Genomic DNA, 24,658 nt, shown 5'->3' on the forward strand with positions numbered 1-24,658 from the left:
ACCCGCGTTTCCGGCGACGATACGCTGTCGACGCTCAAGAATCTGTGGCCCTATATGTGGCCGAGCGATCGCCCGGATTTGAAGATGCGGGTGATCTACGCCTCGATCTTCCTGGTGCTTGCCAAGCTTTTGACCGTCGGCGTCCCCTATTTCTACAAATGGGCGACCGATGCCCTCGACGGCAAGACGCAGCCGACGGAATGGCTGCCGCTGATCCTCACCGGGGCGATGACGCTGGTCGTCGCCTATAATGTGGCGCGGGTGATCGCGGTGGCGCTCAACCAGCTGCGCGATGCGCTGTTTGCCCGGGTCGGCCAGTATGCGGTGCGCCGGCTGGCGTTTCGCACATTCGTTCACATGCACCAGCTGTCGCTGCGCTTTCATCTCGAACGGCGCACCGGCGGCCTGTCGCGGATCATCGAACGCGGGACCAAGGGCATCGAGGCGATTGTCCGCTTCACCATTCTCAACACCCTGCCGACGATCCTCGAATTCGCTCTCGTCGCGGTCATCTTCGGCTTTGCCTACGGCCTTTCCTACGTCGTGGTGATCGCGGTGACGATCTGGCTCTATGGCTGGTTCACGATTTGGGCGAGCGACTGGCGTATCGCCATCCGCCGCGACATGAACGATTCCGACACCGACGCGAACACCAAGGCGATCGATTCACTGCTCAACTTCGAGACGGTCAAATATTTCGGCAACGAGGCGATGGAGGCCGAGCGCTTCGACCGTTCGATGGCGCGCTATGAGATTGCCGCGACCCGGATTTGGACCTCGCTCGGCTGGCTGAACTTCGGCCAAGGCGTGATCTTCGGCATCGGCACGACGATCGTCATGGTGATGTCGGCCATGGCGGTGCGCAGCGGCCAGCAGACGCTGGGCGACTTCGTCTTCGTCAACGCCATGCTGATGCAGCTTTCGATCCCGCTGAACTTCATCGGCTTCGTCTATCGCGAGATTCGCCAGGGCCTGACCGACATCGAAGCGATGTTCGCACTGCTCGAGATCAAGGCGGAGGTGGTCGACAAGCCGGCGGCCAGGCCGCTGATCGTCACCGACGGCGCGATCCGTTTCGAGAATGTGCGTTTCGGCTACGATCCGAACCGGGAGATCCTCAAGGGCGTCTCGTTCGCGGTTCCGCCGGGCAAGTCGGTGGCGATCGTCGGCCCGTCGGGCGCCGGCAAGTCGACCATCTCGCGCCTTCTGTTCCGCTTTTATGACGTCGGCGGCGGGCGGATCACCATCGACGGCCAGGATGTCGCGACGGTGACCCAGGAGAGCGTGCGGGCGGCGATCGGCATTGTGCCGCAGGACACCGTGCTGTTCAACGATACGGTCGCCTACAATATTCGCTATGGGCGCCCGGACGCCAACGAGACGGAGGTGCTGCGCGCCGCCGAACTCGCCCAGATCGCCGGCTTCATCCGCCAGCTGCCCGACGGGTTCGCCACCATGGTCGGCGAGCGCGGGCTGAAGCTCTCCGGCGGCGAGAAGCAGCGGGTGGCGATCGCGCGGACGATCCTTAAGGCGCCACCGATCCTGGTGCTCGACGAGGCGACCTCGGCTCTCGACACCCACACCGAGCAGGAAATCCAGTCGGCTCTCGACCTGGTTTCGAGGAACCGCACGACGTTGACCATCGCCCACCGCCTGTCGACCATCGTCAATTGCGACGAGATCCTGGTCTTGAAGGCCGGCGAGATCGTCGAACGGGGGTCTCACCGCGAGCTTTTGGCGATGGACGGCCTTTATGCCGAGATGTGGGCGATGCAGCGCGAGGCGACAGAGGCCGAGGAGGCGCTGCGCAAGGCCCGCGAGGCCGACGCCCTTGGCGTCATCGAGCGACGACCGCCACAGACCGCCTGATTGGGCGCCGCGCCGCGCGAGGCCGTGGCGGTGGAACGGCACAGCCTTGGCCGCGTTGGCCTCGGACGGAACGGCTCGCAAGCCTCCAGCATCGGCCCGAAAATCGGACTCGATTTTCGGCAAAGCCCGATGGGTCGATTCAAAGGGTGAGAGCGACCTTTCTGCGTCCGATCGGACGCAGGGCGCTCAAAGTCCGGCGCGCGCGGGAGTATGCGGCGGCGCGTCCATCGGCTAAAGCCTGAGCAGCGAAAGAACGCCCACGCCGAGACAACACAGAAAGACCCGCACAGGTGCATATCTTCACGTCGATCCGCAATGCCCTCGTCCCGATCCATCGGGCCGGCCATCCGTTCATCGCCGCCTTCTTCGCCGCGTCGATCGTGCTCGGCTTGTTGTGGGGGCCGTTGTTCTGGATCGGCGTCGTGGTCACCTTGTGGTGCGCTTATTTCTTCCGCGATCCCGAGCGACTGACACCGGTCGCCGACCACCTCGTCATCAGCCCCGCGGACGGCAAGGTGTCGCTGGTCGGGCAGGTCATACCACCGGTCGAGCTCGGCCTCGGCACGGAGCCGATGCTGCGCATTTCGATTTTCATGAACGTCTTCAACTGTCATGTGAACCGGGCGCCGATGCGTGGCCGCATCGCCCGCATTCTCTACCGCGAGGGCGAGTTCAAGAATGCCGAGCTGGACAAGGCGAGCGAGGTCAACGAGCGCAATTCGCTGGTGATCGAGGGACCACAGGGCGAGTTCGGTGTGGTCCAGATCGCCGGTCTCGTCGCCCGGCGGATCGTCTGCTGGTCACAGGCCGAGGATCGCCTCGAGGCCGGCGAGCGCTTCGGTCTCATCCGCTTCGGCTCGCGTCTCGACGTCTATCTGCCGGGCAGCGTCAAGCCGCGCGTCGCCGAGGGGCAGACCGCGATCGCCGGCGAGACGATCATCGCCGAATATGGCGAGATGCTGCAATCCTGGCCGGCGAGGCGCGACTGATGCCGCTCGAAAAGATTTTTCCGCCCTTCGATCCGGGGCATTCGGATCAGGACGACGGCCGTCGTCCCCGCCGCATTCCGTTTCGCCGGATTGTGCCGAATCTGATCACCATCCTCGCGATTTGCGCCGGCATGACCGGCATTCGGCTGGCCTTCGAGGGGCGGTTCGAGATGGCTGTCGCCATGGTTCTGGGGGCAGCGCTGCTCGACGGGATCGACGGGCGTGTCGCCCGCCTCCTCAAGGGGCAGAGCCGGTTCGGCGCGGAAATGGATTCGCTCGCCGACATCGTGAATTTCGGCCTCGCCCCGGCCCTGCTGCTCTATGCCTTCGTTCTGCAGGAGGCGGGGGCCTTCGGCTGGACGGCGGCGCTGCTCTACACCACAGGCTGCGCCCTGCGGCTTGCGCGCTTCAACACGATGCTCGACGATCCGTACCGGCCGAAGTGGCATTCGGCTTTCTTCGTCGGCGTGCCGGCGCCGGCGGGCGCGGCGCTGGCGCTGCTGCCGATGTATGTCAGCTTCGTCGGGATCAACGTGCATCTGCCACGCATCACCGCCGGTTTCACCGCAATCTATCTGGTGTTCGTCGGGCTTTTGATGGCGAGCCGCATTCCCACCTGGTCCGGCAAGGGCGCCGGCATCCGGGTACCACGCAACTACGCCATCCCGATCACGATGCTGGTGGTGCTCTATGTGGCGACGCTTGTCAGCTATTTCTGGGAGACGCTGACGGTAACGATCCTGCTTTATTACGTCTCGATCCCGTTTTCCTGGCGCGAATTCGCCAAGCGGGCCGAGCGTGAGGCGCGCCAATACGGTCCTTCGGCGCCCTGATACGCGACGCCTGGACGACGTCGAGATCGCAAGTCTGCGAGGGTGGGCTCAGCTCGCGCGCAGGGTCGCCACGGCCGCGTCGGCTGCGCCGTCGTGCGATGCGGCTTTCGCTGCCGCTTCGCCGAACACCGCGCCGACGCCGATGAGGATCGGCCGGTCGAAGCCGATCGCGCCGACGATGGCGCCGAGATCGTCCAAGCGACCGGCGGCGCGGGTTTCGTCCTCGCGGGACAAATTGGCGGCGACACCGACGGGAATCGCCGGCGACAGCCCCTCGGCGATCAGTCGCGAGGCGATCTTCTCCGCCATCCGACCCCCCATATAGAAGATCGTCGTCGCATTCGGCTTGGCGAGTGCCGCCCAATCGACATTTTCGGGCAGGCCGCCCTTCTTGGAATGGCCGGTGACAAAGCGCAGCTCCTGCGCGTGGTCGCGGTGGGTGAGCGAGACGTTGAAGGCGGCCGCTAGCGCCGAGGCGGCGGTGATCCCCGGCACGATCGCCACCGGAATACCCTCGGCCTTCAGCTCGCGCAGCTCTTCGCCCGCCCGGCCGAACACCGACACGTCGCCGGATTTGAGCCGCACCACGGATTTGCCGGCCTTGGCGAACTGGATCATCAGGGCGTTGATGTCCTCCTGGCGGCAGCTCTCGCGGGCCGCCCGCTTGCCGACCAGCATGCGCTTGGCCTCGCGCCGGGCAAGCTCCAGCACGCTGTCGGAGACGAGGTCGTCGAACAAAATGACGTCCGCGGCCTGGAGGGCGCGGACCGCCTTCAGGGTCAAGAGTTCCGCCTCGCCGGGGCCGGCGCCGACCAGCGTGACCTTACCGATCGCCGTGCCCTCGACCGCCGCCTTGGGGGCGCTGGCGATCGCATCGATCAGCCGCGTCGCCTCCGCGTCGTCGGCCGCTTCCGGCGCGCGGGTGAGGAAGGCCTTGTCGGCGAAGCGCTCCCAGAAGGCGCGCCGTTCGAGCCCCGGGGCGAGCTTCTCCATGGCGGCCGTGCGCAGCTTGGCGGCGAGCGCTGCCCAGTCGGAGAGGGCTGGCGGCAGCAGGGTCTCGATCCGCCGGCGGATCGCCTGACCGAGGATCGGCGCGGCGCCGAAGGTCGAAATGCCGACGACTACCGGCGAGCGATTAACGATCGAGCCGAAGGCGAAGTCGCAAAAGGCCGGCTTGTCGACGACATTGACCGGTACCGAGGCGGCCCGCGCCGCAGAGGCGAAGGCCTGGCCCTCGGCTTCGCTCTCGGTATCGAGAATGGCGAGGGCCGGTCGTGTCGCGAAGAGGTCGATCGCCCAGGCCCGGTCGTGATGGCGGATTTCGCCGGCGCGCGGTGTCTCGCTCGTGCCAAGTTCGGCGAGGAGCGCCTGCATCTCCGGATCGCGCTCCGCCGCCGGCACATAGAGTTCGACGCAGGCGCCTGCCGCCGCCAGCATCTCCGCCTTCCAGGCCGCCGCCGCCGAGCCGCCGGCGAGCAGCACCGGGCGACCGTGCAGCGAAACGAACACTGGCAGGACCGAGAGCGCGCCCATCCGCTTGCGGCGGGCGGCGGTCGGATCCTTCTTGGGCGGGAAGACAGACGTCAGGGTCATGGCAATATGTCACGTTCCGATCAAGGCCAAACCTTACCGCAAAGACCAAGGCCAAGGCGAGGCCGTAATTTTCGCGTTTCGAGCCGATTGGACAAGATCGTGCCGATCTCGCCGCCGCCGCCGCAAAACCGGCCCGCTTGCGGCGGGGTGCGCCGCGGCGCTAAAGATCAGCCCGAACCTGCCCGCGATCTGACCTGAAAGCGCCCTGCGTCCTGTCGGACGCAAAGGACGCTCTCACCTTTGGATCGACGCATCGTGCTTTGCCGAAAATCGTTCCGATTTTCGAGCCGATGCTTAAGAAAGAGAGCCCATGCCGAAGGTTGATCCCCAATCGCTGCCCTATCGTCCCTGTGTCGGCATCATGGTGCTGAACCGCGACGGCCTGGCCTGGGCCGGCCGCCGGCTGGTCGAGGACAAGGGAGAGATGACCGGCGCGGACAAGCTCTGGCAGATGCCCCAGGGCGGCATCGATCCGGGCGAGGATCCGCTCGCCGCGGCCAAGCGCGAGCTTTACGAAGAGACCGGCATGACAACCGTTTCGCTGCTCGCCGAGGCGCCGGACTGGATCAACTACGACCTGCCTGCGGATCTCGTCGGCATCGCGCTGAAGGGCAAATATCGCGGCCAGACCCAGCGCTGGTTCGCCTTCCGCTTCGAGGGCGAGGAAAGCGAGATCGCCATCGACCCGCCGCCGGGTGGCAATCATGCCGAATTCGACCGCTGGGATTGGAAACCGATGGACGAGCTGCTCGACCTCATCGTGCCGTTCAAGCGCCCCGTCTATGAGGCGGTCGTGAAAGCCTTTCGCCATCTGCAGGGCTGATCGCCCGACCGGCGGGATTCGATACGGGTCCGGTGACGGCATTTCGGAAAGACAAAACCCGGCGCGGAGGCCGCACCGGGTTGAACACGGTTGGCGTTGATGGTGCCGGCAGAACCAATCAGGCGGCGGACAGCCCCTCGCGGGCTTCCTTCAACTGATCGAGCTTGTGCTGGGCATGAGCCTTCGCCTCCGGACTGGTCGCATCGGCGACATCTTCCTCGGCATCCCTGATGCTCTGGTCGAGCGCCTGAAGGTCGACCTCGTCGGCCGGCGAGGCGTGCTCGGCGAGCAGCGTCAGGCCAATCTCGTTGACGTCGGCAAAGCCGCCCTGGACGAAGATGCGCTGCTCTTCGCCGCTCTCGGTGGTGACCAGCACGATGCCCGGCTTGACCGTGGTCATCACCGGCGCGTGCTTCGCCATCACCGTGAAGAAGCCTTCCGAACCGGGAACCGAGACCGCCGTCACGGCTTCCGACATCAGAAGCTTTTCCGGGGAGACGAGTTCAAACTGGAAGCTGTCGGCCATCGTGCGTCTCTTTCATCGCGGCGTCGAAGGGGCGCTACGCCGCCTCGATCGTGTCGCGGCAGCCGGGGTTGATCGAGCCAACCCCGTGCCCGTGATGGAGTATCAAGGTTTCGCCCGTGATCGGTTGTTTCGACCAAGGGCAGGTCGGGTCGATCGCGTCCCCGATCCTGAGGACGCAATCGACGTTCATCAGGCGGCGTCCTGCGCCAGCTTCTTGGCCTTCTCGACGGCCATCTCGATCGAGCCGACCATGTAGAAGGCGGCTTCGGGCAGATGGTCGTACTCGCCGTTGACCAGGCCCTTGAACGACTTGATCGTGTCTTCCAGCGGCACCAGCTGGCCGGGCGAACCGGTGAACACCTCGGCGACGAAGAAGGGCTGCGACAGGAAGCGCTCGATCTTGCGGGCGCGGGCCACCGTCAGCTTGTCCTCTTCCGACAGCTCGTCCATGCCGAGAATGGCGATGATGTCCTGCAGCGACTTGTACTTCTGCAGGATCTGCTGGACCGAGCGGGCGACGTCGTAGTGCTCCTCGCCGATGATCATCGGCGACAGCATGCGCGAGGTGGAGTCGAGCGGATCGACGGCCGGGTAGATGCCCTTTTCCGAGATCGCACGGTTGAGAACCGTGGTCGCGTCGAGATGGGCGAAGGAGGTCGCCGGCGCCGGATCGGTCAAATCGTCGGCGGGCACGTAGATGGCCTGCACCGAGGTGATCGACCCTTTGGTCGTGGTGGTGATGCGCTCCTGCATCGCGCCCATGTCGGTGGCGAGCGTCGGCTGATAGCCCACCGCCGAGGGGATGCGGCCGAGCAGCGCCGAGACCTCGGAGCCCGCCTGGGTGAAGCGGAAGATGTTGTCGACGAAGAACAGCACGTCCTGGCCCTGATCGCGGAAATGCTCGGCAATCGTCAGGCCGGTCAGGGCCACACGGGCGCGGGCGCCGGGAGGCTCGTTCATCTGGCCGTAAACCAGGGCGGCCTTCGAGCCTTCCGCCGAACCGTTGTTCTCGTGCGGATCCTTGTTCACACCGGACTCGATCATCTCGTGATAAAGATCGTTGCCCTCGCGGGTGCGCTCGCCGACGCCGGCGAAGACGGAGTAGCCGCCATGCGCCTTCGCGACGTTGTTGATCAGCTCCTGGATGAGCACCGTCTTGCCGACGCCGGCGCCGCCGAACAGGCCGATCTTACCGCCACGGGCGTAAGGGGCGAGAAGGTCGATGACCTTGATGCCGGTGACCAGGATCTGCGATTCCGGCGACTGCTCGATATAGGGCGGAGCCGGCTGGTGGATCGCGCGCTTCTTCTCGGTCTTGATCGGGCCGACCTCGTCGATCGGCTCGCCGATGACGTTCATGATGCGGCCGAGGGTCTCGTCACCGACGGGAACCTCGATCGGCGCACCGGTGTCGGTGACCTCCTGGCCGCGCACCAGACCTTCGGTGAGGTCCATGGCGATCGTGCGCACGGTGTTCTCGCCGAGGTGCTGCGCCACTTCGAGCACCAGGCGATTGCCGTTGTTGTCGCATTCGAGCGCATTCAGGATGGGCGGCAGGTTATCGTCGAACTTGACGTCGACGACGGCGCCGATGACCTGATGGACGCGCCCTACGATCTTGTCAGCCATTCAAAGGCCTCCTTTCGATAGGTGTCAGAGCGCCTCAGCGCCCGAAATGATTTCGACCAGTTCCGTGGTGATCTGCGCCTGACGCTGGCGGTTGTAGGAGATCGACAGCCTGTCGATCATGTCGCCGGCGTTGCGCGTCGCGTTATCCATGGCCGACATGCGCGCGCCCTGTTCGGAGGCGGCGTTTTCCAGCATGGCGTGCAAGATCTGGACCTTGATGTTGCGCGGAATGAGGGCGTCGAGGATGGCGCCCGGCTCCGGCTCGTATTCGTAGACCGCGCTCGAGGCCTCGTCGCCGTCATCCTTGGTACCCTCGGAGAGATCGGCAGGAATGATCTGCTGCGCGGTCGGCACCTGAGTAATGACGTTCTGGAAGGCGGAGTAGAAGATCGTGCAGACGTCGAACTCGCCCTTGTCGAACAGCTCGATGATCTTCTCGCCGAGCCTGTCGGCCTCGTCGAAGCCGATCTGCTTGACGTCGCGAAAATCGACGCGCTCGGCGATCTTGCTTGCGAGATCGCGGCGCATCAGATCCCACGCCTTCTTGCCGACGGCGAGGAACTTGACGGTCTTGCCCTCGGCCTCGAGCTGGCGTTGGCGTTGGCGCGCAAGCTTGACGATCGAGGCGTTGAAGCCGCCGCACAGGCCGCGCTCGGCGGTGAAGACGACGAAAAGATGCACGTCGTCCTTGCCGGTGCCGACCATCAGAGGCGGTCCGTCGCCCTCGACGGCGCCCGCGATATTGGCGAGAACCGATGCCATGCGATCGGCATAGGGCCTCGCGGCGGCCGCCGCTTCTTCGGCCCGACGCAGTTTCGCCGCCGCGACCATCTGCATGGCCTTGGTGATCTTCTGCGTGGATTTGACCGACGCGATGCGGTTTCGAAGGTCCTTCAATGATGCCATGGTCTGGCGCAGTCTCCCGCTGGCTCGGTCTCACCCCGCATCCGGGCCGGGTGAGATCATCGAGCCTTGTTGATCAGATCAGGCGAAGCCCTTGGCGAAGGAATCGATCGCGGACTTGAGCTTGCCCTTGATCTCGTCGGTCAGCGACTTTTCTTTGGCGATCTGGTCGAGCACGTCCGTGTGCTCGGTGCGCAGGGCAGTCAGCAAGCCTTCTTCGAAATCGCCGACCTGATCGACCTTGAGCTTGTCGAGATAGCCCTGGGTGCCGGCGAAGATCACCGCGACCTGCTCTTCGGTCTTCAGCGGCGAGAACTGCGGCTGCTTCAAAAGCTCCGTCAGGCGCGCACCGCGGTTGAGCAGGCGCTGGGTCGCGGCATCGAGATCCGAGCCGAACTGCGCGAAGGCGGCCATTTCGCGATACTGGGCGAGCTCGCCCTTGATCGAGCCGGCGACCTGCTTCATCGCCTTGATCTGGGCCGAGGAGCCGACGCGCGACACCGACAGACCGACGTTCACCGCCGGGCGGATGCCCTGGTAGAACAGGTTGGTCTCGAGGAAGATCTGGCCATCGGTGATCGAGATCACATTGGTCGGGATGTAGGCCGACACGTCGCCCGCCTGGGTTTCGATGACGGGAAGGGCGGTCAGCGAACCGGCGCCATGATCGTCACCCATCTTCGCGGCGCGCTCTAGCAGACGCGAATGCAGGTAGAAGACGTCGCCCGGATAGGCTTCGCGGCCGGGCGGGCGGCGCAAGAGCAGCGACATCTGGCGGTAGGAGACGGCCTGCTTCGACAGATCGTCATAGCCGATCACCGCATGCATGGCGTTGTCGCGGAAATACTCGCCCATGGCGCAGCCGGTGAACGGCGCGATGTACTGCATCGGTGCCGGATCCGAGGCGGTCGCGGCGATGACGATGGAATAGGCCATCGCACCGCGCTCTTCCAGGGTGCGCACGAACTGGGCGACGGTGGAGCGCTTCTGACCGACGGCGACGTAGATGCAGTAGAGCTTGTCGCCCTCGCGGTTCTCGTCATGGGCCGGCTTCTGGTTCAGGAAGGTGTCCAGAAGGATCGCGGTCTTGCCGGTCTGACGGTCGCCGATGACCAGCTCGCGCTGGCCGCGGCCGATCGGGATCAGCGCGTCGATGGCCTTAAGGCCGGTCGACATCGGCTCATGCACCGACTTGCGCGGGATGATGCCCGGCGCCTTGACGTCGACGCGGCGGCGCTCGGCGCCCTCGATCGGGCCCTTGCCGTCGATCGGATTGCCGAGACCGTCGACGACGCGGCCGAGAAGACCCTTGCCGACCGGCACTTCGACGATCGCGCCGGTGCGCTTGACGGTGTCGCCTTCCTTGATCTCGCGGTCGGAACCGAAGATCACGACGCCGACATTGTCGGCTTCCAGATTCAGGGCCATGCCCTGGATGCCACCCGGGAACTCGACCATCTCGCCGGCCTGGCAGTTGTCGAGGCCGTAAACGCGGGCGATGCCGTCACCGACCGAGAGAACCTGGCCGACTTCCGAGACTTCCGCCTCGTTGCCGAAGTTCTTGATCTGGTTTTTCAGGATCGCGGAGATTTCCGCGGCGCGGATGTCCATCAGCCGACCTCTTTCAGTGCAAGCTTGAGAGAATTGAGTTTAGAGCGGAGCGAGGTGTCGATCTGACGCGAGCCGATCTTGACGATCAGACCGCCCAAAATCGCAGGATCGACCTTCTCGCGCATCGTGACCGTCTTTCCGGCGTAGGAACCGAGGGCGTCGGCGAGCTCCTTGCGCTGCCCGTCATCGAGCGAATGCGCGCTGGTCACGTCGACCTCGATCTCGCCACGGTGCGCCGCTGTGAGCTGGCGAAAGCGACGGATCATCCCCGGCAACACGAACAGCCGGCGATTGGCGGCCACGACCTTCAAGAAATTGCCGGTCAAGGCGCTTGGGCCGGTTTCTGCGACGATCGCTTCGATCGCTCGCAACTGCTCGCCGGACGAAAAGGCCGGGCTTTCCACCAAACGGCGGAAATCGGCATTCTCCCGGATCAGGCTATCGAAGGACTGGAGCTCGGATTCAACCGTCTCGAGCGCGTTGTCTTCGAGCGCGAGTTCGAACAGGGACTGGGCGTAGCGGTCTGCGACCCCCGAAACGGGAGAGGATGATTGTGCCACGGACGACCGTTTCTCTTTCGCGTTGTCGTCAAGCCCGCGTTGCCGGATCGTCTCCCGCGCCGTAAAGGCTTGAACCCGTTGGTAGGATGCCAAGGGGACTGCCAACGTTATGCCGGCCCTCCTCCTTGAGACTGGGTCCGTCTAGCATAGGGATTTCACCGCGACAACACGCTTTCGGGCGGCAATTCGCAGCGGTTTTCCGGTTATTCACGGTCGATCAAGGGTTGCCTGCCGATTCGGAAGATCGCCGCAGGCGGGCAAGGCCCCGATCAGGACGGCAGGAAGCCGAGCGCCGGGGCGAGGGTGGCCGCCGCCAGGGCGAGTTCGATGAGTAGATAGAAGCTCGCCCGCAGGCTGTTGCCGTCTGACAGCAGCGAAACGAGCCGCCCGAAGGCCGACATCAGCCAACCGGCACCGAGGGCGAGCTGGACGAAGGGCTGGTCGTAGAGGGCAGCCCCGATCAGCCCGACGCCGAGCCAGAAGCCGGCGAGGCTGGCGCGCGAGCCGCCAAGAGCGTCGCGGCTGCCGGCGCTGGGAGCCAGACCGATCGCCGAGAGCGTCAGCCGGGGCGCGAACAGTGCCGCCAGCCCGAGCAGGATGGTGACGCAGGCGGCGGCAAAGGGCAGCCAGCCGGCCAGATCGGTGGGAAGGGCGAAATCCATTAGGGTAACACGATCCTGGGAAATGATGCGAGGCAACCACCGCTCGGGTCAGGCCTTCAAGACACCGTGTGTCGGGGTGCCGTCAAGTGTCACGGCGTCGCGTCGCTGCGGGGCGCATCGGGCCCGGCCGAGATGCTGCCTGCCCAAAGTCCTGCCGCCGGGCCGTCGCTCGATTTCAAGCGGATCCAGTTCCCGGGTGGCCCGATGCCCGGCGATGTTATCGGCTCGAATGTCTCCGACGTTGGCGTTCGCCGCTTTGAGCTGGTAGGGGCAGCAGCGCCTGCTTCAGTGGGCTGAAGCTCATGCGATGCAGCGGCGAGGGGCCGAGCCTGGCGATCGCCTCCAGATGGGCGGCGGTGCCGTAACCCATATGCTGTGAGAAGCCGTAGCCGGGAAAGGCGAGGCAGGCCCGGCGCATGAGCCGGTCGCGCAGCACCTTGGCGACGATCGAGGCGGCGGCGATCGACTGCGAGGCGGCGTCGCCGCCGATCACGGCGGCGGCCTCGCAGACAAGGCCCGGCGGCACGTCGCGGCCGTCGATCAGGGCGTGGTCGGGGGTCGTTTCCAGCGCCGCGACCGCCCGGCGCATGGCAAGCAGCGTCGCGCCGCGGATGTTGAGGCGATCGATTTCGGCCGGGCTGGCGAAGGACACCGCGACCCAGGCCTTGGCGAGGATTTCGGCAAATAGCGCCTCGCGGCGGCTGGCCTTCAGCGCCTTGGAATCGTCAAGGCCATCGGGAATGTCGTCGGGGTCAAGAATGACGGCGGCTGCCGTGACCGGACCAGCCAGCGGACCACGGCCGGCCTCGTCAACGCCGGCGACGCGCCGTCTGCCGTTGGCGATCAGCTGGCGTTCGCGATTGAAATCTGGCCCAGCGCGCTTGGCGCGAGAGGGCTTCGCCGACTTTTCCGCCTTGGCGGTGCCGGGCGGCGAAAAGGGGGAATCGGAGGAATGCGCGGTCATCGTGCGGCGGAAAATCGCGCATCCTCCGATCCCATGCAAGGTCCGCCGACGTCCCGAGGGTGCGGACGGCGGCGAACCTCACCGCCTTGCCGCGAACGGCCGGCGGTGTGTCGTCAGAGCGATGCGGCGCGTCTGGCGACGATCTTTGCTCGAAGCTGCGGCGGCTTAAAGCAAGGCGAGTTGCACGCCGGCGCTTTTCGGCGGCGTGAACAGATCGGTGCGCAGCTTGAGCCGATCGGTATTGAGATTCAGCCGCCGCGCCGTCATCTCGAAGCGGCGGCGGATCTGGAAAGCATAAGGCCCCGAGCCGCGCATCCGCTTGCCCCATTCGGCGTCGTAATCCTTGCCGTCGCGCATCGAGCGCAGCAGCGACAAAACATGGCGATAACGGTTCGGATAATGGCGCAGCAGCCAGTCCTTGAAGAGCGGTGCCACCTCCAGCGGCAGCCGCAGAAGCACGTAACCGGCCTCCTTCGCACCGGCGGTGACGGCGGCCTCCAGCAGCCGCTCGATTTCGCTGTCGTTGAGCCCTGGAATGATCGGCGCGGTCATCGCCATGGTCGGGATCCCGGCCTGCGACAGGGTTTTGAGCGCGTCGAGGCGCTTGGCCGGCGTGGCGGCGCGCGGCTCCATCGCCCGGGCGAGTGTGCGGTCAAGCGTCGTCACCGACACCGCGACCTTGGCGAGTCCTTTGGCCGCCATGCGCTGCAGAATGTCGATATCGCGGATGACCAGCGCCGATTTGGTGACGATCCCGACCGGATGGTTCGCCGCTTCCAGCACCTCTAAGATCTCACGCATGATGCGCCGATCCTTCTCGATCGGCTGATAGGGATCGGTGTTGGTGCCGATGGCGATCGACTTCGGCTCGTAGCCGGGCTTGGCGAGTTCGCGTTCCAAAAGCTCGGCGGCGTTCGGCTTGACGAACAGGCGCGACTCGAAATCCAGTCCCGGCGACAGGCCCATATAGGCATGGGTCGGGCGGGCGAAGCAGTACACGCAGCCGTGCTCGCAGCCGCGATAGGGGTTGATCGACCGGTCGAAGGAGATGTCGGGCGAGGAATTGCGGGTGATGATCGTCTTCGGCTTTTCCACCTGCACTTCGGTCTTGAAGGCCGGCAGGCTGTCGAGCGTGTCCCAGCCGTCGTCGAAGCTCGACCGTGCGAAGGGTTCGTAGCGGCCCGACGGATTGATCCCGGCGCCGCGGCCCCGCCGGCGCTCGGCCGGAAGGCGCAGATTGGCGCTGTCGATGATACCGTTGGCGCGCTCGACGCCGTTGGCGCTGGCAAAGGCGGCCTGATCGGCCGTGTTGATCTGATGCATGTCCGGCCCTCCCAATAATGGGCGTTGGCAATCTGTGAACAAATAGCTAATGCCAAAATGAGAACATTGCAAGAACAAATTCACAAGCCGGCTGGCCAAGCGGGGCGCGCTCGGATACTCGCAAGAGATGCTGAGCGTTTTCATCGATTGCGGCCCCGACGATCAGGCCTTGGCCAAGTCCCTTGCGAGCCTGGTGCCGGGGGCGGTCGAGGGCGTGGTACGCGAGGTGCTGCTGGTCGATCGCGGCATGGGACCGGAGGCCCGCAAGGTCGCTGATCATGCCGGCTGCCGGCTGATCGTTGCGGCGACGTTGCGCGAGGCCGTCAGGACCGCGAAGGGCGACTGGCTGCTGTTCCTCGAGCCGGGCGCGCGGCTGCAGCCGGGTTGGATCGGAGCGGCGATCGAGCACGCCGACCAGGTCGTGGCGGGGCGGGCAAAAACGCCGGCCGCCCGCTTTCGGCGGGCGGCAATCGACCGGCCGCGACTGTTTCAGCGGCTGCGCCAGATCCGCACTGCGCTCGCCGAAGGATTTCTCGTCACCAAAAGCCAGGCCATCAGCCTCGGCGGCAAGTCGCCGACTCTCGAAGCGATGGCGCGCGGCGTTGCGGTGACGCGGCTCGACGCCGAGATCCGGCCGGCGCTGGCGAGCCGGCGGGCAACGGCCGGCTGATCGCCCTCGTCCGGTGAGGCGGTCGCACGCGCCCGGTACGACGGCGAAATCTTTTCGATCGTTTTCATGAAAAAGCCCGCGGCGAGCGATCGCCGCGGGCTTTTTCGAATGGGGTTCTGCCGGCGAAACAGGTCTCGCCGGCAGAGGGGGGCTTAGTCTTCGTCGCGGTTCTTCAGGGCCGCGCCGAGGATGTCGCCGAGCGAAGCGCCGGAGTCGGTCGAGCCGTACTGCGCGACGGCTTCCTTCTCTTCGGCGATCTGCAGCGCCTTGATCGACACGCCGACCTTGCGGGCCTTCTTGTCGAACTGGGTGACGCGCGCATCGACCGCCTGACCGACCTGGAAGCGCTCGGGGCGCTGCTCGTCGCGGTCGCGGGCGAGATCGGCCCGGCGGATGAAGGCGGTGAGATCGGTATCGACGATCTTGACCTCAAGACCGCCATCCTTGACCTCGGTGACTTCACAGGTGACGACCGAACCGCGGCGGATTTCGCCAGCCTCGGCAGCGTCGACGAACGGATCGCCGGCGACCTGCTTCATGCCGAGCGAGATGCGCTCCTTGTCGACGTCGACGTCGAGGACCTGCGCCTTGACGAGGTCGCCCTTGTTGAACTCCTCGATCACCTGCTCGCCCGGACGGTTCCAGTCGAGATCGGAGAGGTGAACCATGCCGTCCACATCGCCTTCGAGGCCGATGAACAGGCCGAACTCGGTCTTGTTCTTGACCTCGCCCTCGACCACGGTGCCGATCGGGAACTTGTCGCGGAAGGCTTCCCACGGATTCTGCAGGGTCTGCTTGAGGCCGAGCGAGATGCGACGCTTGTTCGGATCGACTTCGAGAACGACCACCTCGACCTCCTGGGAGGTGGAGAGGATCTTGCCCGGATGGACGTTCTTCTTCGTCCAGGACATTTCCGAAACGTGGATCAGGCCCTCGATGCCCGGCTCCAACTCGACGAACGCACCGTAGTCGGTGATGTTGGTGACGCGGCCGGTGACCTTGACGCCCATCGGGTACTTGACGCCGATGCCATCCCAAGGATCGGCCTCGAGCTGCTTCATGCCGAGCGAGATGCGGTGGGTGTCCTGGTTGATCCGGATGATCTGGACTTTAACCGTCTGGCCGATCTGCAGGATCTCGGTCGGATGGTTCACACGGCGCCAGGCCATGTCGGTGACGTGGAGAAGACCGTCGATGCCGCCGAGGTCAACGAACGCACCGTAATCGGTGATGTTCTTGACGATCCCCTCGACGACCTGACCCTCTTCGAGATTCTGGACGATCTCGGAGCGCTGCTCGGCGCGGCTCTCTTCGAGAACCGTGCGTCGCGACACGACGATATTGCCGCGGCGCTTGTCCATCTTGAGGATCTGGAACGGCTGCGGGGTGTTCATCAGCGGGGTGACGTCGCGGATCGGACGGATGTCGACCTGCGAGCGCGGCAGGAAGGCCACGGCGCCGTCGAGGTCGACGGTGAAGCCACCCTTAACCTGGTTGAAGATCTGGCCTTCGACCTTCTCACCGGCTTCGAACTGCTTCTCAAGCTTGACCCAGCTCTCCTCGCGGCGAGCCTTGTCGCGCGACAGAACCGCTTCGCCGAGAGCGTTCTCGATGCGCTCGACATAGATCTCGACGGTATCGCCGACCTTCAGCTCGCCGTCCTTGCCCTTGGCGCCGAATTCCTTCAGCGGCACGCGGCCTTCGACTTTCAGGCCGGCGTCGATGACGGCCATGTCCTTTTCGATCGCAACGACGGTGCCCTTGACGACCGCGCCTTCGGCGACGTCCTGCTCGTGGAATGAGGCTTCGAGCAACGCGGCGAAATCGTCGCGCGAGGGATTGAGGTTAGACATTCTTTCTCCTTGAGACCCTTCCACCCGCTGCGGTCGGGGGAGGGGCATGCGCCTCGGGGTGTCCGCCCCGCACGGGTTGAGTTGTCAAACCGTCCGTCCCACGCTCGTGGCTCCGCGATCGATCGGCGGAGCCTCCAATCGGCCGGCAGCGCGACTGGCTGCGGGCGAAATGGTCGGCGCTCGAAAAGCCTGGACCGGACGTCTCGTTCAGCATGGCCAGGGCAACTGACGCACCGCCCATATAGCCGAAAAGGGCACGCCCCTTTCGGATGCGGCCCCTCAATGCCTGTCCGGATCCGCCAGAACACGATCGACGATCGCGCAAGCAGCTCGGAATGCTGAAGCTATATCCAATTCGCTGGTGTCCAGCAAGTGGGCGTCCTCGGCCGGTTTCAACGGTGCCATCGTGCGGCCGGCGTCGCGGGCGTCGCGTGACTTCACCTCGGCAAGGATGCGCGCATAGTCGATATCGGTGCGCCCATGCGAGACCAATTCGTCGGTGCGTCGCCGGGCGCGAACCTCGGCCGAGGCGGTGACAAAGATCTTCACCCGCGCGTTCGGGCAGATCACCGTGCCGATGTCACGCCCGTCGAGAACGGCGCCTTCGGGACTGGCGGCAAAAGTGCGCTGGAACCTGACCAGCGCCTCACGCACCGGGGCGTGGACGGCAATCCGCGAGGCGAGTTCGCCGGCCTCGTGGCCGCGCAGGGTCGGGTCGGTGAGATGGCCGACGTCGAGGTCGCGAGCGACCGCGCCGGCAGCCTCCGCATCGTCCGGATCGACCCCGGCCTTGGCCACCTGCCGACCGACGGCGCGATAGAGCAGGCCGGTGTCGAGATAGGGCAGCTGGTAGTGACTCGCGACGCGCTTGGCGAGGGTTCCCTTGCCGGCGGCAGCGGGGCCGTCGATGGCGATTGTCAGCGGCACGGTCATGAAATCTGCTCGTTGGATTCGGTGGGCGGCGGCGTCAGGGTGATCTCGCCCCAGGAATGAAGAATGAGCAACGCGGCGGCGACTACGCTCGCAAGGATATAAGGGATAGAGAGAAAGAAGAAAATGAGCGCGAATTCGCCGATCCAGAACAGCACCCTTGCTCGAGGAATCGGCGCCCACAGCGGACCGATGGCGCTTGCCGCGGAGGACCAGCTCCCGGCGGCCTCATAGGCCCCCGGAGCCGTCGACAGGGCGATGAGGAGAACGATCGGCACTGGCGCCAGCCGCAGCAGCGTCATGCCGAGCCCTCCGTCTCTTGGCAGAAGCGCGCGAGCCCGGTGGCGGCCGTAAACAAACACCAGCGGGACAAAGAACAGCACGACCAGAAGACCATTCATCGACCGTTCCGATTTGTCGGCTTTCAGGCGAGGGCGGCGGGCTCCAGCGTGGCGCCAAGGCCGGTCATCATCGTTTCGAATTCCGGAAAACTCGTCGCGATCATTCGGGCGTCGTCGATGGTCACAGGCTTTCCGCATGCCATGCCGAGCACCAGGAAGCTCATCGCGATTCTGTGATCGAGATGGGTCACCACCCGCCCGCCGCCCAGGCCCTTGCCGTCCGGTGTGCCGGTGACGCTCAGGCTGTCGGCGCCCTCGACATGGGGAATGCCATTGGCTTCGAGACCTCTCGCGACGGCCGCGAGCCGGTCGCTCTCCTTCACTCGCAACTCGTCGAGCCCTTGCATCAGCGTCTTGCCCTCGGCAAAGGCCGCGGCGATCGCCAGCGCCGGATATTCGTCGATCATCGATGGCGCGCGCTCGGCCGGAACGGTGACGCCCTTTAACTCAGAATGGCGCACATGCAGATCGGCGACGTCTTCGCCGCCGGCCTGGCGGCGGTTGGTGATTTCGATGGCGGCGCCCATTTCGAGCAGCGTCTCGATCAGACCGGTGCGGGTCGGATTCATCAGAACATTCTCGATCACGAGGTCGGAACCTGGCACGATGAGCGCCGCGACGATCGGGAAGGCGGCCGACGACGGATCGCCCGGTACCGTCAGCTCGGCGACGGCTTTGAGCGGGCCCTGACCTTCGAGGGCGATGTGGCGCGCGCCGTCGGCATCCGTCTCGACCGACAGGGCGGCGCCGAAGCCCTGCAGCATCTTTTCGGTGTGGTCGCGGGTCGCAACCGGCTCGATCACGGTGGTCACGCCCGGCGCGTTGAGGCCGGCAAGCAGCACCGCCGACTTGACCTGGGCGGACGCCATCGGCACCCGGTAGCTGATCGGCGCGGCAACGCGCGGGCCATGGATCGACAGCGGCAGGCGATCGCCGGATCGGGCGACGACCTGGGTGCCGATCAGCCGCAGCGGATCGAGCACTCGGCCCATCGGCCGGCGCGACAGCGAGGCGTCGCCAACGAAGGTGGCGGCAAAGTCATAGGCACCGACAAGGCCCATGGTCAGCCGGACGCCGGTGCCGGCATTGCCGAAATCGATGACGCCTTCGGGCTCGAGCAGCGCACCGTTGCCGACGCCGTCGACGATATAGACGTCGTCGCGCTTTTCGATTCGCGCGCCCATCGCCGCCATCGCACGCCCGGTGGCAAGCACGTCCTCGCCTTCCAGCAGGCCGTGAACGCGCGTGGTGCCGGCGGCCAGCCCGCCGAACAGGAAGGCGCGGTGAGAGATCGACTTGTCGCCGGGCACCCGCACGCGGCCGTTCAACGCACCGGCGAGCCGTGCCGCGAGCGGGCGCGGCGCTTGATGATCTGACTGCATGGTCCCTGTTTCCCGTTATCTCGGTCGGCGGTCAGCCGATCGACGCGGCGCCTTTGCGCCCGTCGTCAGGATCGTTTGGTCGCATCGGGTGCGAGCGGCCTCTTTCTGTCTTTGGAATCGGGCTTTGACAAGGGCTCGGCGAGACCGTATGGAGCAGCCGATTTTGCCGGACCACGTCTTGGCGGGCGTCGCGTCATCCTGCATGGTTGGGATGGAGGCCTTAGAAGCGTGAATTTGCGGGCGGCGACGAGGGTCGCGGGCGCCGAATGGAGCGCAACGCGGCGGTGCGAATTCTAATGACAGCGAATGATGAGGCAGTGATGGCGAAGCCCGAGCTCGGAACCAAGCGGGTCGATCCCGAAACCGGACGCAAATTCTACGATCTCAACAAGGATCCGATCGTCTCGCCTTTCACCGGCAAGTCCTATCCTCGGTCGTATTTCGAAGGCGACTCGGTGAAGGAAGAGGAAGAGGTCGAAGAGCCCGAGACCGTCGAGGTCGAATCGACGCCGGACACCGTGTCGCTCGAAGACGTTGCCGAAGATGAGAACGACAACGATGTCGACAACCTGCCGGATATCGACGACGATTCCGATGACGGCGACAGCGACGATGACGACACGTTCCTCGAAGACGATGAGGACGACGAGGATATGTCGGATATCATCGGCGGTGGCCGGGACGACGACGAGGATTGATCGGCCTGTAAGGCTCTGGGCGTCCTTGCGGGCGCTCGGGCTTGACAGCATCAAACCGAGATCGGATCGCTGCTCGGAAGGCGCGATGTGTCGAATCAACGAGCTGGCACGCCGTGCGCGCTGTCGGACGCACGCTGTGCCAGCCGGATCGTCGGGATCGAGCGCCGGCAAGGCAAGATACTCTTGAGACGGCGTGAATGGAGGCTCCGGCGTTTGAGGCGTTCAGCCGTCCTCGCCGAAGCGATTGGCGATTAGCGCTTCCAGAGCGTCGAGGACAGCAACGGCATCCGGGCCGGTGGCGCTGACCTCGATGGTGGTGCCCTGGCTCGCGGCAAGCATCAACAACCCCATGATCGACAGGCCGCCAACGCTCATGCCGTCGCGCACGATCGTGACCTCCGAATCATAGTCTTCGACGGTCTCGACGAAGCGGGCGGAGGCGCGAGCATGGAGGCCGCGCTTGTTGATGATCGGGAAGACGCGAGCCGCCGGATCGGCGGGCTGGGGCGTGTCCAGCCTGGCGCAACGATCTTCGCCTCGGTCGGGTTCTGCCGGGGATGGCATCTCGCCGCTGTTATCCTTCTCGTCGAAGCGTCGCATCGGCTTGCCTCTAGGTTCCGCTGAGCACACGGCTTGCGACGTTGATGTATTTGCGGCCGGCCTCCTGCGCTGCCAGCAGCGCGTCATCCATCGGCTTTTCGCCACGCACGCTGGCCAGCTTGATCAACATCGGCAGGTTCACGCCGGCGAGGACATCGATCCGGCTGCCCTCCATGACGGAGATCGCCAGATTTGAGGGCGTTCCGCCGAACATGTCGGTCAGAATGATGACGCCGGCGCCGCGATCAGCCTTGGCCACCGCCTCGACGATGTCGATCCGCCGCTGCTCCATGTCGTCTTCCGGGCCGATCGAAATCGTCTCAAAGGCATCCTGCGGGCCGACGACATGCTCGACCGCATTGAGAAATTCCTCTGCCAGGCGGCCGTGGGTTACGAGCACGAGTCCGATCATGCGGCGTGGGCCTCGACAATCCGTCCGTCACCGGAACATGGCATGCGCGCGTTCTCCATCATGGCATCGAAGCTCCTGCCGAAGGGGCCCCGTTGGTCGACCGCGTTCAGGCACTGTCCGGTCCGTTTCAAATTGGTGACGGCCATCTTGGCAGCCCTGTTCGAATTCGCAAGTCAAATGATCGCACCGTGGGCTTGCGTGATGCTTTTGCGGGCAGATGGTTTGTTTCTGGTGCCGTTCGATCAGCGGGGAAGCTGGCCGGATAGGGCGAGAGACAAAAGCGTGTCCGCCGCAAGGCCTGCCTCGCGTGCAGGCAGGACCACCCGCGGCGCGGCCTGGCCGAGGATCTCGGCCTGCAGCGCGCCGGGATGGCGGAGGATTGTGCTTTGGGGGGCAAGATCGACGACGAGCCAGAGGTCGACCGCGATCCGCGCCGGCTCGCTGACGATTCCGACCCCGGAAATTTCGATCAGGCCTTTGAGCTTGTCCGGTGCCGATAGGCGGATCGTGCCGCCGGGTCCGGCCGCGATGGTCTCCGCGATCACCCGGTCGTCGGCGATCAGCTCGGCTCGCAGCCCGATCCCCGGCGCCCGGCGCAGCAAGGCGAGGAGAAGGGTGGACTTGCCGCTGCGGGCCGGCCCGCGGATCAAGATGCCGCGATCAGCAAGGGCGAGCGCCGAGGCGTGGAGATTGGCGCTCGCCGTCGTCATTCGGCCGGCAGCGAGACGATGAAGCGCGCCCCGCCGATCCCGTTCGGCGCCTCGTCGTCTTCGATGTTCTCGGCCCGCAGCGTGCCGTCATGGGCTTCGACGATCTGCCGCGAGATCGACAGGCCGAGGCCGGAGTTTTGGCCGAACGCCTCGCCGGCCGGCCGGTCGGTGTAGAAGCGCTCGAAGATCCGATCGATGATCTCGGCCTGAATGCCCGGCCCGTTATCCTCGATTGTGACGATCACCCGCTGGCCGCGCCGGCGCACGATCACATCGATCTGACCGTCCTCGGCCGGGACGAAGGAGCGGGCGTTTTCGATCAGATTGGTGAAAACTTGGCTCAGCCGCAGATCGTGGCCGTTGATGACATAGCCGTTGCGCTGGGTGGGCGGCAGCTTCTGGGCCTCGAAGCTGATCGTCAGTTTGCGGCCGGATTTGGCGTGGCTGCGGGCGCCGTCGACGACCGAGCGCAGCAGCGCGGCGAGGTCGACCTTGGCCGCGATCTGCCGGGCGAGCTCGGCATCGAGGCGCGACGCATCGGAGATGTCGGTGATCAGGCGATCGAGGCGGCGGACATCGTGCTGGATGATCTCCATCAGCCGATCGCGCGAGGTTTGGTTCTTGGCGAGCGGCAGCGTCTCGACGGCGCTTCGGAGCGAGGTCAGCGGGTTCTTCAATTCATGCGAGACGTCGGCGGCGAAGGATTCGATCGCGTCGATCCGAGCGTAGAGCGAGCGCGTCATGTCGCCGAGCGCCCGGGCGAGATTGCCGATCTCGTCGGTGCGATCGCCGAAGTCGGGGATCGCGGCGCGATCCTTGACGCCGCGGCGAACGCGGATCGCGGCGGCCGACAGCCGGCGCAGCGGCGTTGCGATGGTCGAGGCGAGCAGGGTCGATAGAACGATGACGACCAGCGCGGCAACGCCGAAAACGCGCACGATTGCCATGCGCTCGGCCTGGACGATCTTGTCGATGTCGCCGCCTTGGGTGGACAAAAGCAGCACGCCGAGAACCGCCCGGAAGCGCTGGATCGGCACGGCGACCGAGACGATCAGCTCGCCATTCTCGGTCGCCCGCACCACGGTCGCGGGACCGCCAGTGAGGGCACTCATCACCTCCGGATAGGCGGTGCCCGAGCCGCCGGGAGCCTCGCGGTAGATCGGCAGGTCGTTGCCGGTGAACAGGCTCCGGATGGAATTGAGGATGCGGCTCGCCAGATCCGGATCGTTCTCGGTGACCGGGGGCAGATCGTAGCGCAGGATCTGCCCGCGCGAATACAAATGGCGCGAATCGAGGATCAGATTGGCGTCGCGATCATAGAGGCGGGCGCGGGTGCGGGTCGGCGAGATCAGCCGGCGCAGCAGCGGTGCGACCCGCTCGGGATTGATCGGGAAATCGAGACTGTCGGTCGCCTCGGTCGAGGGCGCCAGCGTGTCGCCGGCCTGCAATTCGAGCAGGCGCTCCGGATCGAGTGTGATCGAATTGGTCTCGACGGTGGCGGAGGAGGCGATCGCCGCGGCGATGATTTCGCCCTGGGTCAGCAGACTTTCCACGCGCGCGTCGATCAGTCCGGCCCGGAACTGATTCAGATAGAGAATGCCCGAGACGAGGACGATCAGCGCGACGAGGTTGAGGAAGACGATCCGACGGGTCAGCGACGAGAAGATCGAATGGCCGAGCAGCCAGCGCAGGCGATACAGGACGCGGCGGATGAAGGGCAGGCGGCGGATGCGCCGGCGCACCATGGCATCGCGGCGCCGGCGGCGGGCCGCGGCGGCTTCCTGGGCCTGTGCGCTGTCGCTGTCAGAAACCGAAACCATGAACCTTCGAAACTCGCAGGCTACAGCATTGACCCGAAAATCGGAATCGCTTTTCGGCAGACTCGATGCGTCGCTTCAATGATCGAGAGCGTTCTTTGTGCTTGCTATCGGAGGTACGGCGCGCCGCTAGACCTCGCGGAAGCGGTAGCCGACACCGTAGAGCGTCTCGATCATATCGAAGTCGTCGTCAATCGCCTTGAATTTCTTGCGCAGGCGCTTGATGTGACTGTCGATGGTGCGGTCGTCGACATAGACCTGCTCGTCGTAAGCCGCGTCCATCAGCGCATCGCGGCTCTTCACCACGCCCGGGCGCATCGCCAAGGCGTGCAGGATGAGGAATTCGGTGACCGTCAGGGTGACCGGCTTGCCCTTCCATGTGCAGGTGTGCCGCTCCTGATCCATCACCAGCTGGCCGCGCTCCAGCGAAGATTCCGGCGTGGCGGCAATGCCGGTCTTCATGCCTGCCTCGCGCGGGGCGCCGCGGCGCAGGATGGCCCGCACCCGCTCGACCAGAAGGCGCTGGGAGAACGGCTTGCGGATATAATCGTCGGCGCCCATTTTGAGGCCGAACAATTCGTCGATCTCTTCGTCCTTGGATGTCAGGAAAATCACCGGCAGATCGGACTTTTGCCGCAGCCGCCGCAGCAGCTCCATGCCGTCCATGCGCGGCATCTTGATGTCGAAGATCGCCAAATGGGGTGGGCTTGATTGCAGCCCCTCCAGCGCGGAGGCGCCGTCGGTGTAGGTTTCGACCCTGTAACCCTCGTTTTCAAGTGCGATCGACACTGACGTCAGGATGTTGCGGTCGTCATCGACGAGGGCGATTGTCGGCATGTTCAATCTTCTCCAGTCTTCGAGCCGGCGACGGCATGGCGCGATCTGTCCATGGTCGGGGCC

Annotated in this window: 23 protein-coding genes and 1 pseudogene; 6 read left to right on the forward strand and 18 right to left on the reverse strand. The window is 65.3% G+C overall.

The genetic code is table 11. The features are described from left to right. Positions 1–54: 54 nt before the first annotated feature. The 3 genes and pseudogenes from J1C48_RS03600 (at position 55) to J1C48_RS03610 (ending at position 3,691) form a co-directional block, all read left to right on the forward strand. Positions 55–1,869, forward strand: a complete 1,815-nt coding sequence (locus J1C48_RS03600; protein WP_231081587.1) for an ABCB family ABC transporter ATP-binding protein/permease — start codon at positions 55–57, stop codon at positions 1,867–1,869. Between the two features lie 266 nt (positions 1,870–2,135). Continuing rightward, positions 2,136–2,858: pseudogene (locus tag J1C48_RS03605) on the forward strand (phosphatidylserine decarboxylase); the annotation flags it as partial. Then, the gene (locus tag J1C48_RS03610) at positions 2,858–3,691 is read left to right on the forward strand and encodes a CDP-alcohol phosphatidyltransferase family protein (protein ID WP_207256361.1); all 834 of its coding nucleotides are present in this window, start codon (positions 2,858–2,860) and stop codon (positions 3,689–3,691) included. The pseudogene J1C48_RS03605 and the gene J1C48_RS03610, both read left to right, overlap by 1 nt. A gap of 48 nt (positions 3,692–3,739) precedes the next feature. On the opposite strand, the gene cysG is transcribed toward J1C48_RS03610, so the two are convergent. Continuing rightward, complete coding sequence (cysG, locus tag J1C48_RS03615; protein WP_425523480.1) at positions 3,740–5,284, reverse strand: siroheme synthase CysG; 1,545 nt, start codon at positions 5,282–5,284, stop codon at positions 3,740–3,742. A gap of 310 nt (positions 5,285–5,594) precedes the next feature. On the opposite strand from cysG, the gene J1C48_RS03620 reads away from it, so the two are divergent. After that, on the forward strand, positions 5,595–6,107 hold the full coding sequence (locus J1C48_RS03620) for an RNA pyrophosphohydrolase (protein WP_207256362.1): 513 nt from the start codon (positions 5,595–5,597) through the stop codon (positions 6,105–6,107). A gap of 118 nt (positions 6,108–6,225) precedes the next feature. Here J1C48_RS03620 and J1C48_RS03625 read toward each other — a convergent pair whose 3' ends face one another. The 8 genes from J1C48_RS03625 to J1C48_RS03660 all read right to left on the reverse strand — a co-directional run bounded on the left by J1C48_RS03625 (position 6,226) and on the right by J1C48_RS03660 (position 14,285). Further along, complete coding sequence (locus J1C48_RS03625; RefSeq protein WP_207256363.1) at positions 6,226–6,633, reverse strand: F0F1 ATP synthase subunit epsilon; 408 nt, start codon at positions 6,631–6,633, stop codon at positions 6,226–6,228. A 189-nt stretch (positions 6,634–6,822) separates the two neighbouring features. Further along, positions 6,823–8,262 (reverse strand): F0F1 ATP synthase subunit beta, encoded by a 1,440-nt coding sequence (gene atpD / locus J1C48_RS03630; RefSeq protein WP_207256364.1) that lies wholly within the window; start codon positions 8,260–8,262, stop codon positions 6,823–6,825. Between the two features lie 24 nt (positions 8,263–8,286). Further along, positions 8,287–9,168: a F0F1 ATP synthase subunit gamma gene (locus J1C48_RS03635; RefSeq protein WP_207256365.1), complete on the reverse strand. Its 882-nt coding sequence runs from the start codon at positions 9,166–9,168 to the stop codon at positions 8,287–8,289. Between the two features lie 78 nt (positions 9,169–9,246). Further along, entirely contained in the window at positions 9,247–10,776 is a 1,530-nt protein-coding gene (gene atpA / locus J1C48_RS03640) for a F0F1 ATP synthase subunit alpha (protein ID WP_207256366.1), read from the reverse strand. Then, a complete protein-coding gene (locus J1C48_RS03645; RefSeq protein ID WP_207256367.1) occupies positions 10,776–11,336 on the reverse strand; it encodes a F0F1 ATP synthase subunit delta in 561 nt (186 codons plus the stop codon). The genes atpA and J1C48_RS03645 overlap by 1 nt, the downstream gene beginning before the upstream one ends. A gap of 269 nt (positions 11,337–11,605) precedes the next feature. Further along, a complete protein-coding gene (locus J1C48_RS03650) occupies positions 11,606–11,998 on the reverse strand; it encodes an AGROH133_08824 family phage infection protein (RefSeq protein WP_207256368.1) in 393 nt (130 codons plus the stop codon). Positions 11,999–12,215: 217 nt separating this feature from the next. Next, a complete protein-coding gene (locus J1C48_RS03655) occupies positions 12,216–12,962 on the reverse strand; it encodes a ribonuclease HII (protein ID WP_207256369.1) in 747 nt (248 codons plus the stop codon). Positions 12,963–13,127: 165 nt separating this feature from the next. After that, positions 13,128–14,285, reverse strand: a complete 1,158-nt coding sequence (locus tag J1C48_RS03660) for a PA0069 family radical SAM protein (RefSeq protein ID WP_207256370.1) — start codon at positions 14,283–14,285, stop codon at positions 13,128–13,130. Positions 14,286–14,412: 127 nt separating this feature from the next. Between J1C48_RS03660 and J1C48_RS03665 the strand changes: the two genes are divergently transcribed. Next, a complete protein-coding gene (locus J1C48_RS03665; protein ID WP_207256371.1) occupies positions 14,413–14,955 on the forward strand; it encodes a glycosyltransferase family protein in 543 nt (180 codons plus the stop codon). A 152-nt stretch (positions 14,956–15,107) separates the two neighbouring features. On the opposite strand, the gene rpsA is transcribed toward J1C48_RS03665, so the two are convergent. From rpsA to aroA, 4 genes are all read right to left on the reverse strand, one after another. Continuing rightward, positions 15,108–16,808: a 30S ribosomal protein S1 gene (rpsA, locus tag J1C48_RS03670; RefSeq protein WP_207256372.1), complete on the reverse strand. Its 1,701-nt coding sequence runs from the start codon at positions 16,806–16,808 to the stop codon at positions 15,108–15,110. Positions 16,809–17,087: 279 nt separating this feature from the next. Then, entirely contained in the window at positions 17,088–17,741 is a 654-nt protein-coding gene (gene cmk, locus J1C48_RS03675; protein ID WP_207256373.1) for a (d)CMP kinase, read from the reverse strand. Continuing rightward, the gene (locus J1C48_RS03680; RefSeq protein ID WP_207256374.1) at positions 17,738–18,040 is read right to left on the reverse strand and encodes a hypothetical protein; all 303 of its coding nucleotides are present in this window, start codon (positions 18,038–18,040) and stop codon (positions 17,738–17,740) included. The genes cmk and J1C48_RS03680 overlap by 4 nt, the downstream gene beginning before the upstream one ends. A 122-nt stretch (positions 18,041–18,162) precedes the next feature. After that, the gene (gene aroA / locus J1C48_RS03685; protein ID WP_207256375.1) at positions 18,163–19,521 is read right to left on the reverse strand and encodes a 3-phosphoshikimate 1-carboxyvinyltransferase; all 1,359 of its coding nucleotides are present in this window, start codon (positions 19,519–19,521) and stop codon (positions 18,163–18,165) included. Positions 19,522–19,841: 320 nt separating this feature from the next. Here aroA and J1C48_RS03690 point away from each other — a divergent pair, with 320 nt between their 5' ends. Beyond that, on the forward strand, positions 19,842–20,219 hold the full coding sequence (locus J1C48_RS03690; protein ID WP_207256376.1) for a TIGR02300 family protein: 378 nt from the start codon (positions 19,842–19,844) through the stop codon (positions 20,217–20,219). 222 nt (positions 20,220–20,441) lie between these two features. Here the strand turns inward: J1C48_RS03690 and J1C48_RS03695 are convergent, their stop codons facing one another. From J1C48_RS03695 to J1C48_RS03715, 5 genes are all read right to left on the reverse strand, one after another. Next, a complete protein-coding gene (locus J1C48_RS03695) occupies positions 20,442–20,783 on the reverse strand; it encodes an HPr family phosphocarrier protein (RefSeq protein ID WP_207256593.1) in 342 nt (113 codons plus the stop codon). 46 nt (positions 20,784–20,829) lie between these two features. Then, a complete protein-coding gene (locus tag J1C48_RS03700) occupies positions 20,830–21,231 on the reverse strand; it encodes a PTS sugar transporter subunit IIA (protein WP_207256377.1) in 402 nt (133 codons plus the stop codon). Positions 21,232–21,473: 242 nt separating this feature from the next. Continuing rightward, positions 21,474–21,941: an HPr kinase/phosphorylase gene (locus J1C48_RS03705; RefSeq protein ID WP_207256378.1), complete on the reverse strand. Its 468-nt coding sequence runs from the start codon at positions 21,939–21,941 to the stop codon at positions 21,474–21,476. Then, positions 21,938–23,686 (reverse strand): sensor histidine kinase, encoded by a 1,749-nt coding sequence (locus J1C48_RS03710; RefSeq protein WP_207256595.1) that lies wholly within the window; start codon positions 23,684–23,686, stop codon positions 21,938–21,940. The genes J1C48_RS03705 and J1C48_RS03710 overlap by 4 nt, the downstream gene beginning before the upstream one ends. Positions 23,687–23,887: 201 nt before the next feature. Further along, positions 23,888–24,595, reverse strand: coding sequence for a response regulator transcription factor (locus J1C48_RS03715; RefSeq protein ID WP_207256379.1), 708 nt, complete (start codon positions 24,593–24,595; stop codon positions 23,888–23,890). Between the last annotated feature and the right edge of the window lie 63 nt (positions 24,596–24,658).

Source organism: Jiella flava (genome assembly GCF_017349315.1).
GTDB lineage: Bacteria > Pseudomonadota > Alphaproteobacteria > Rhizobiales > Rhizobiaceae > Jiella > Jiella flava.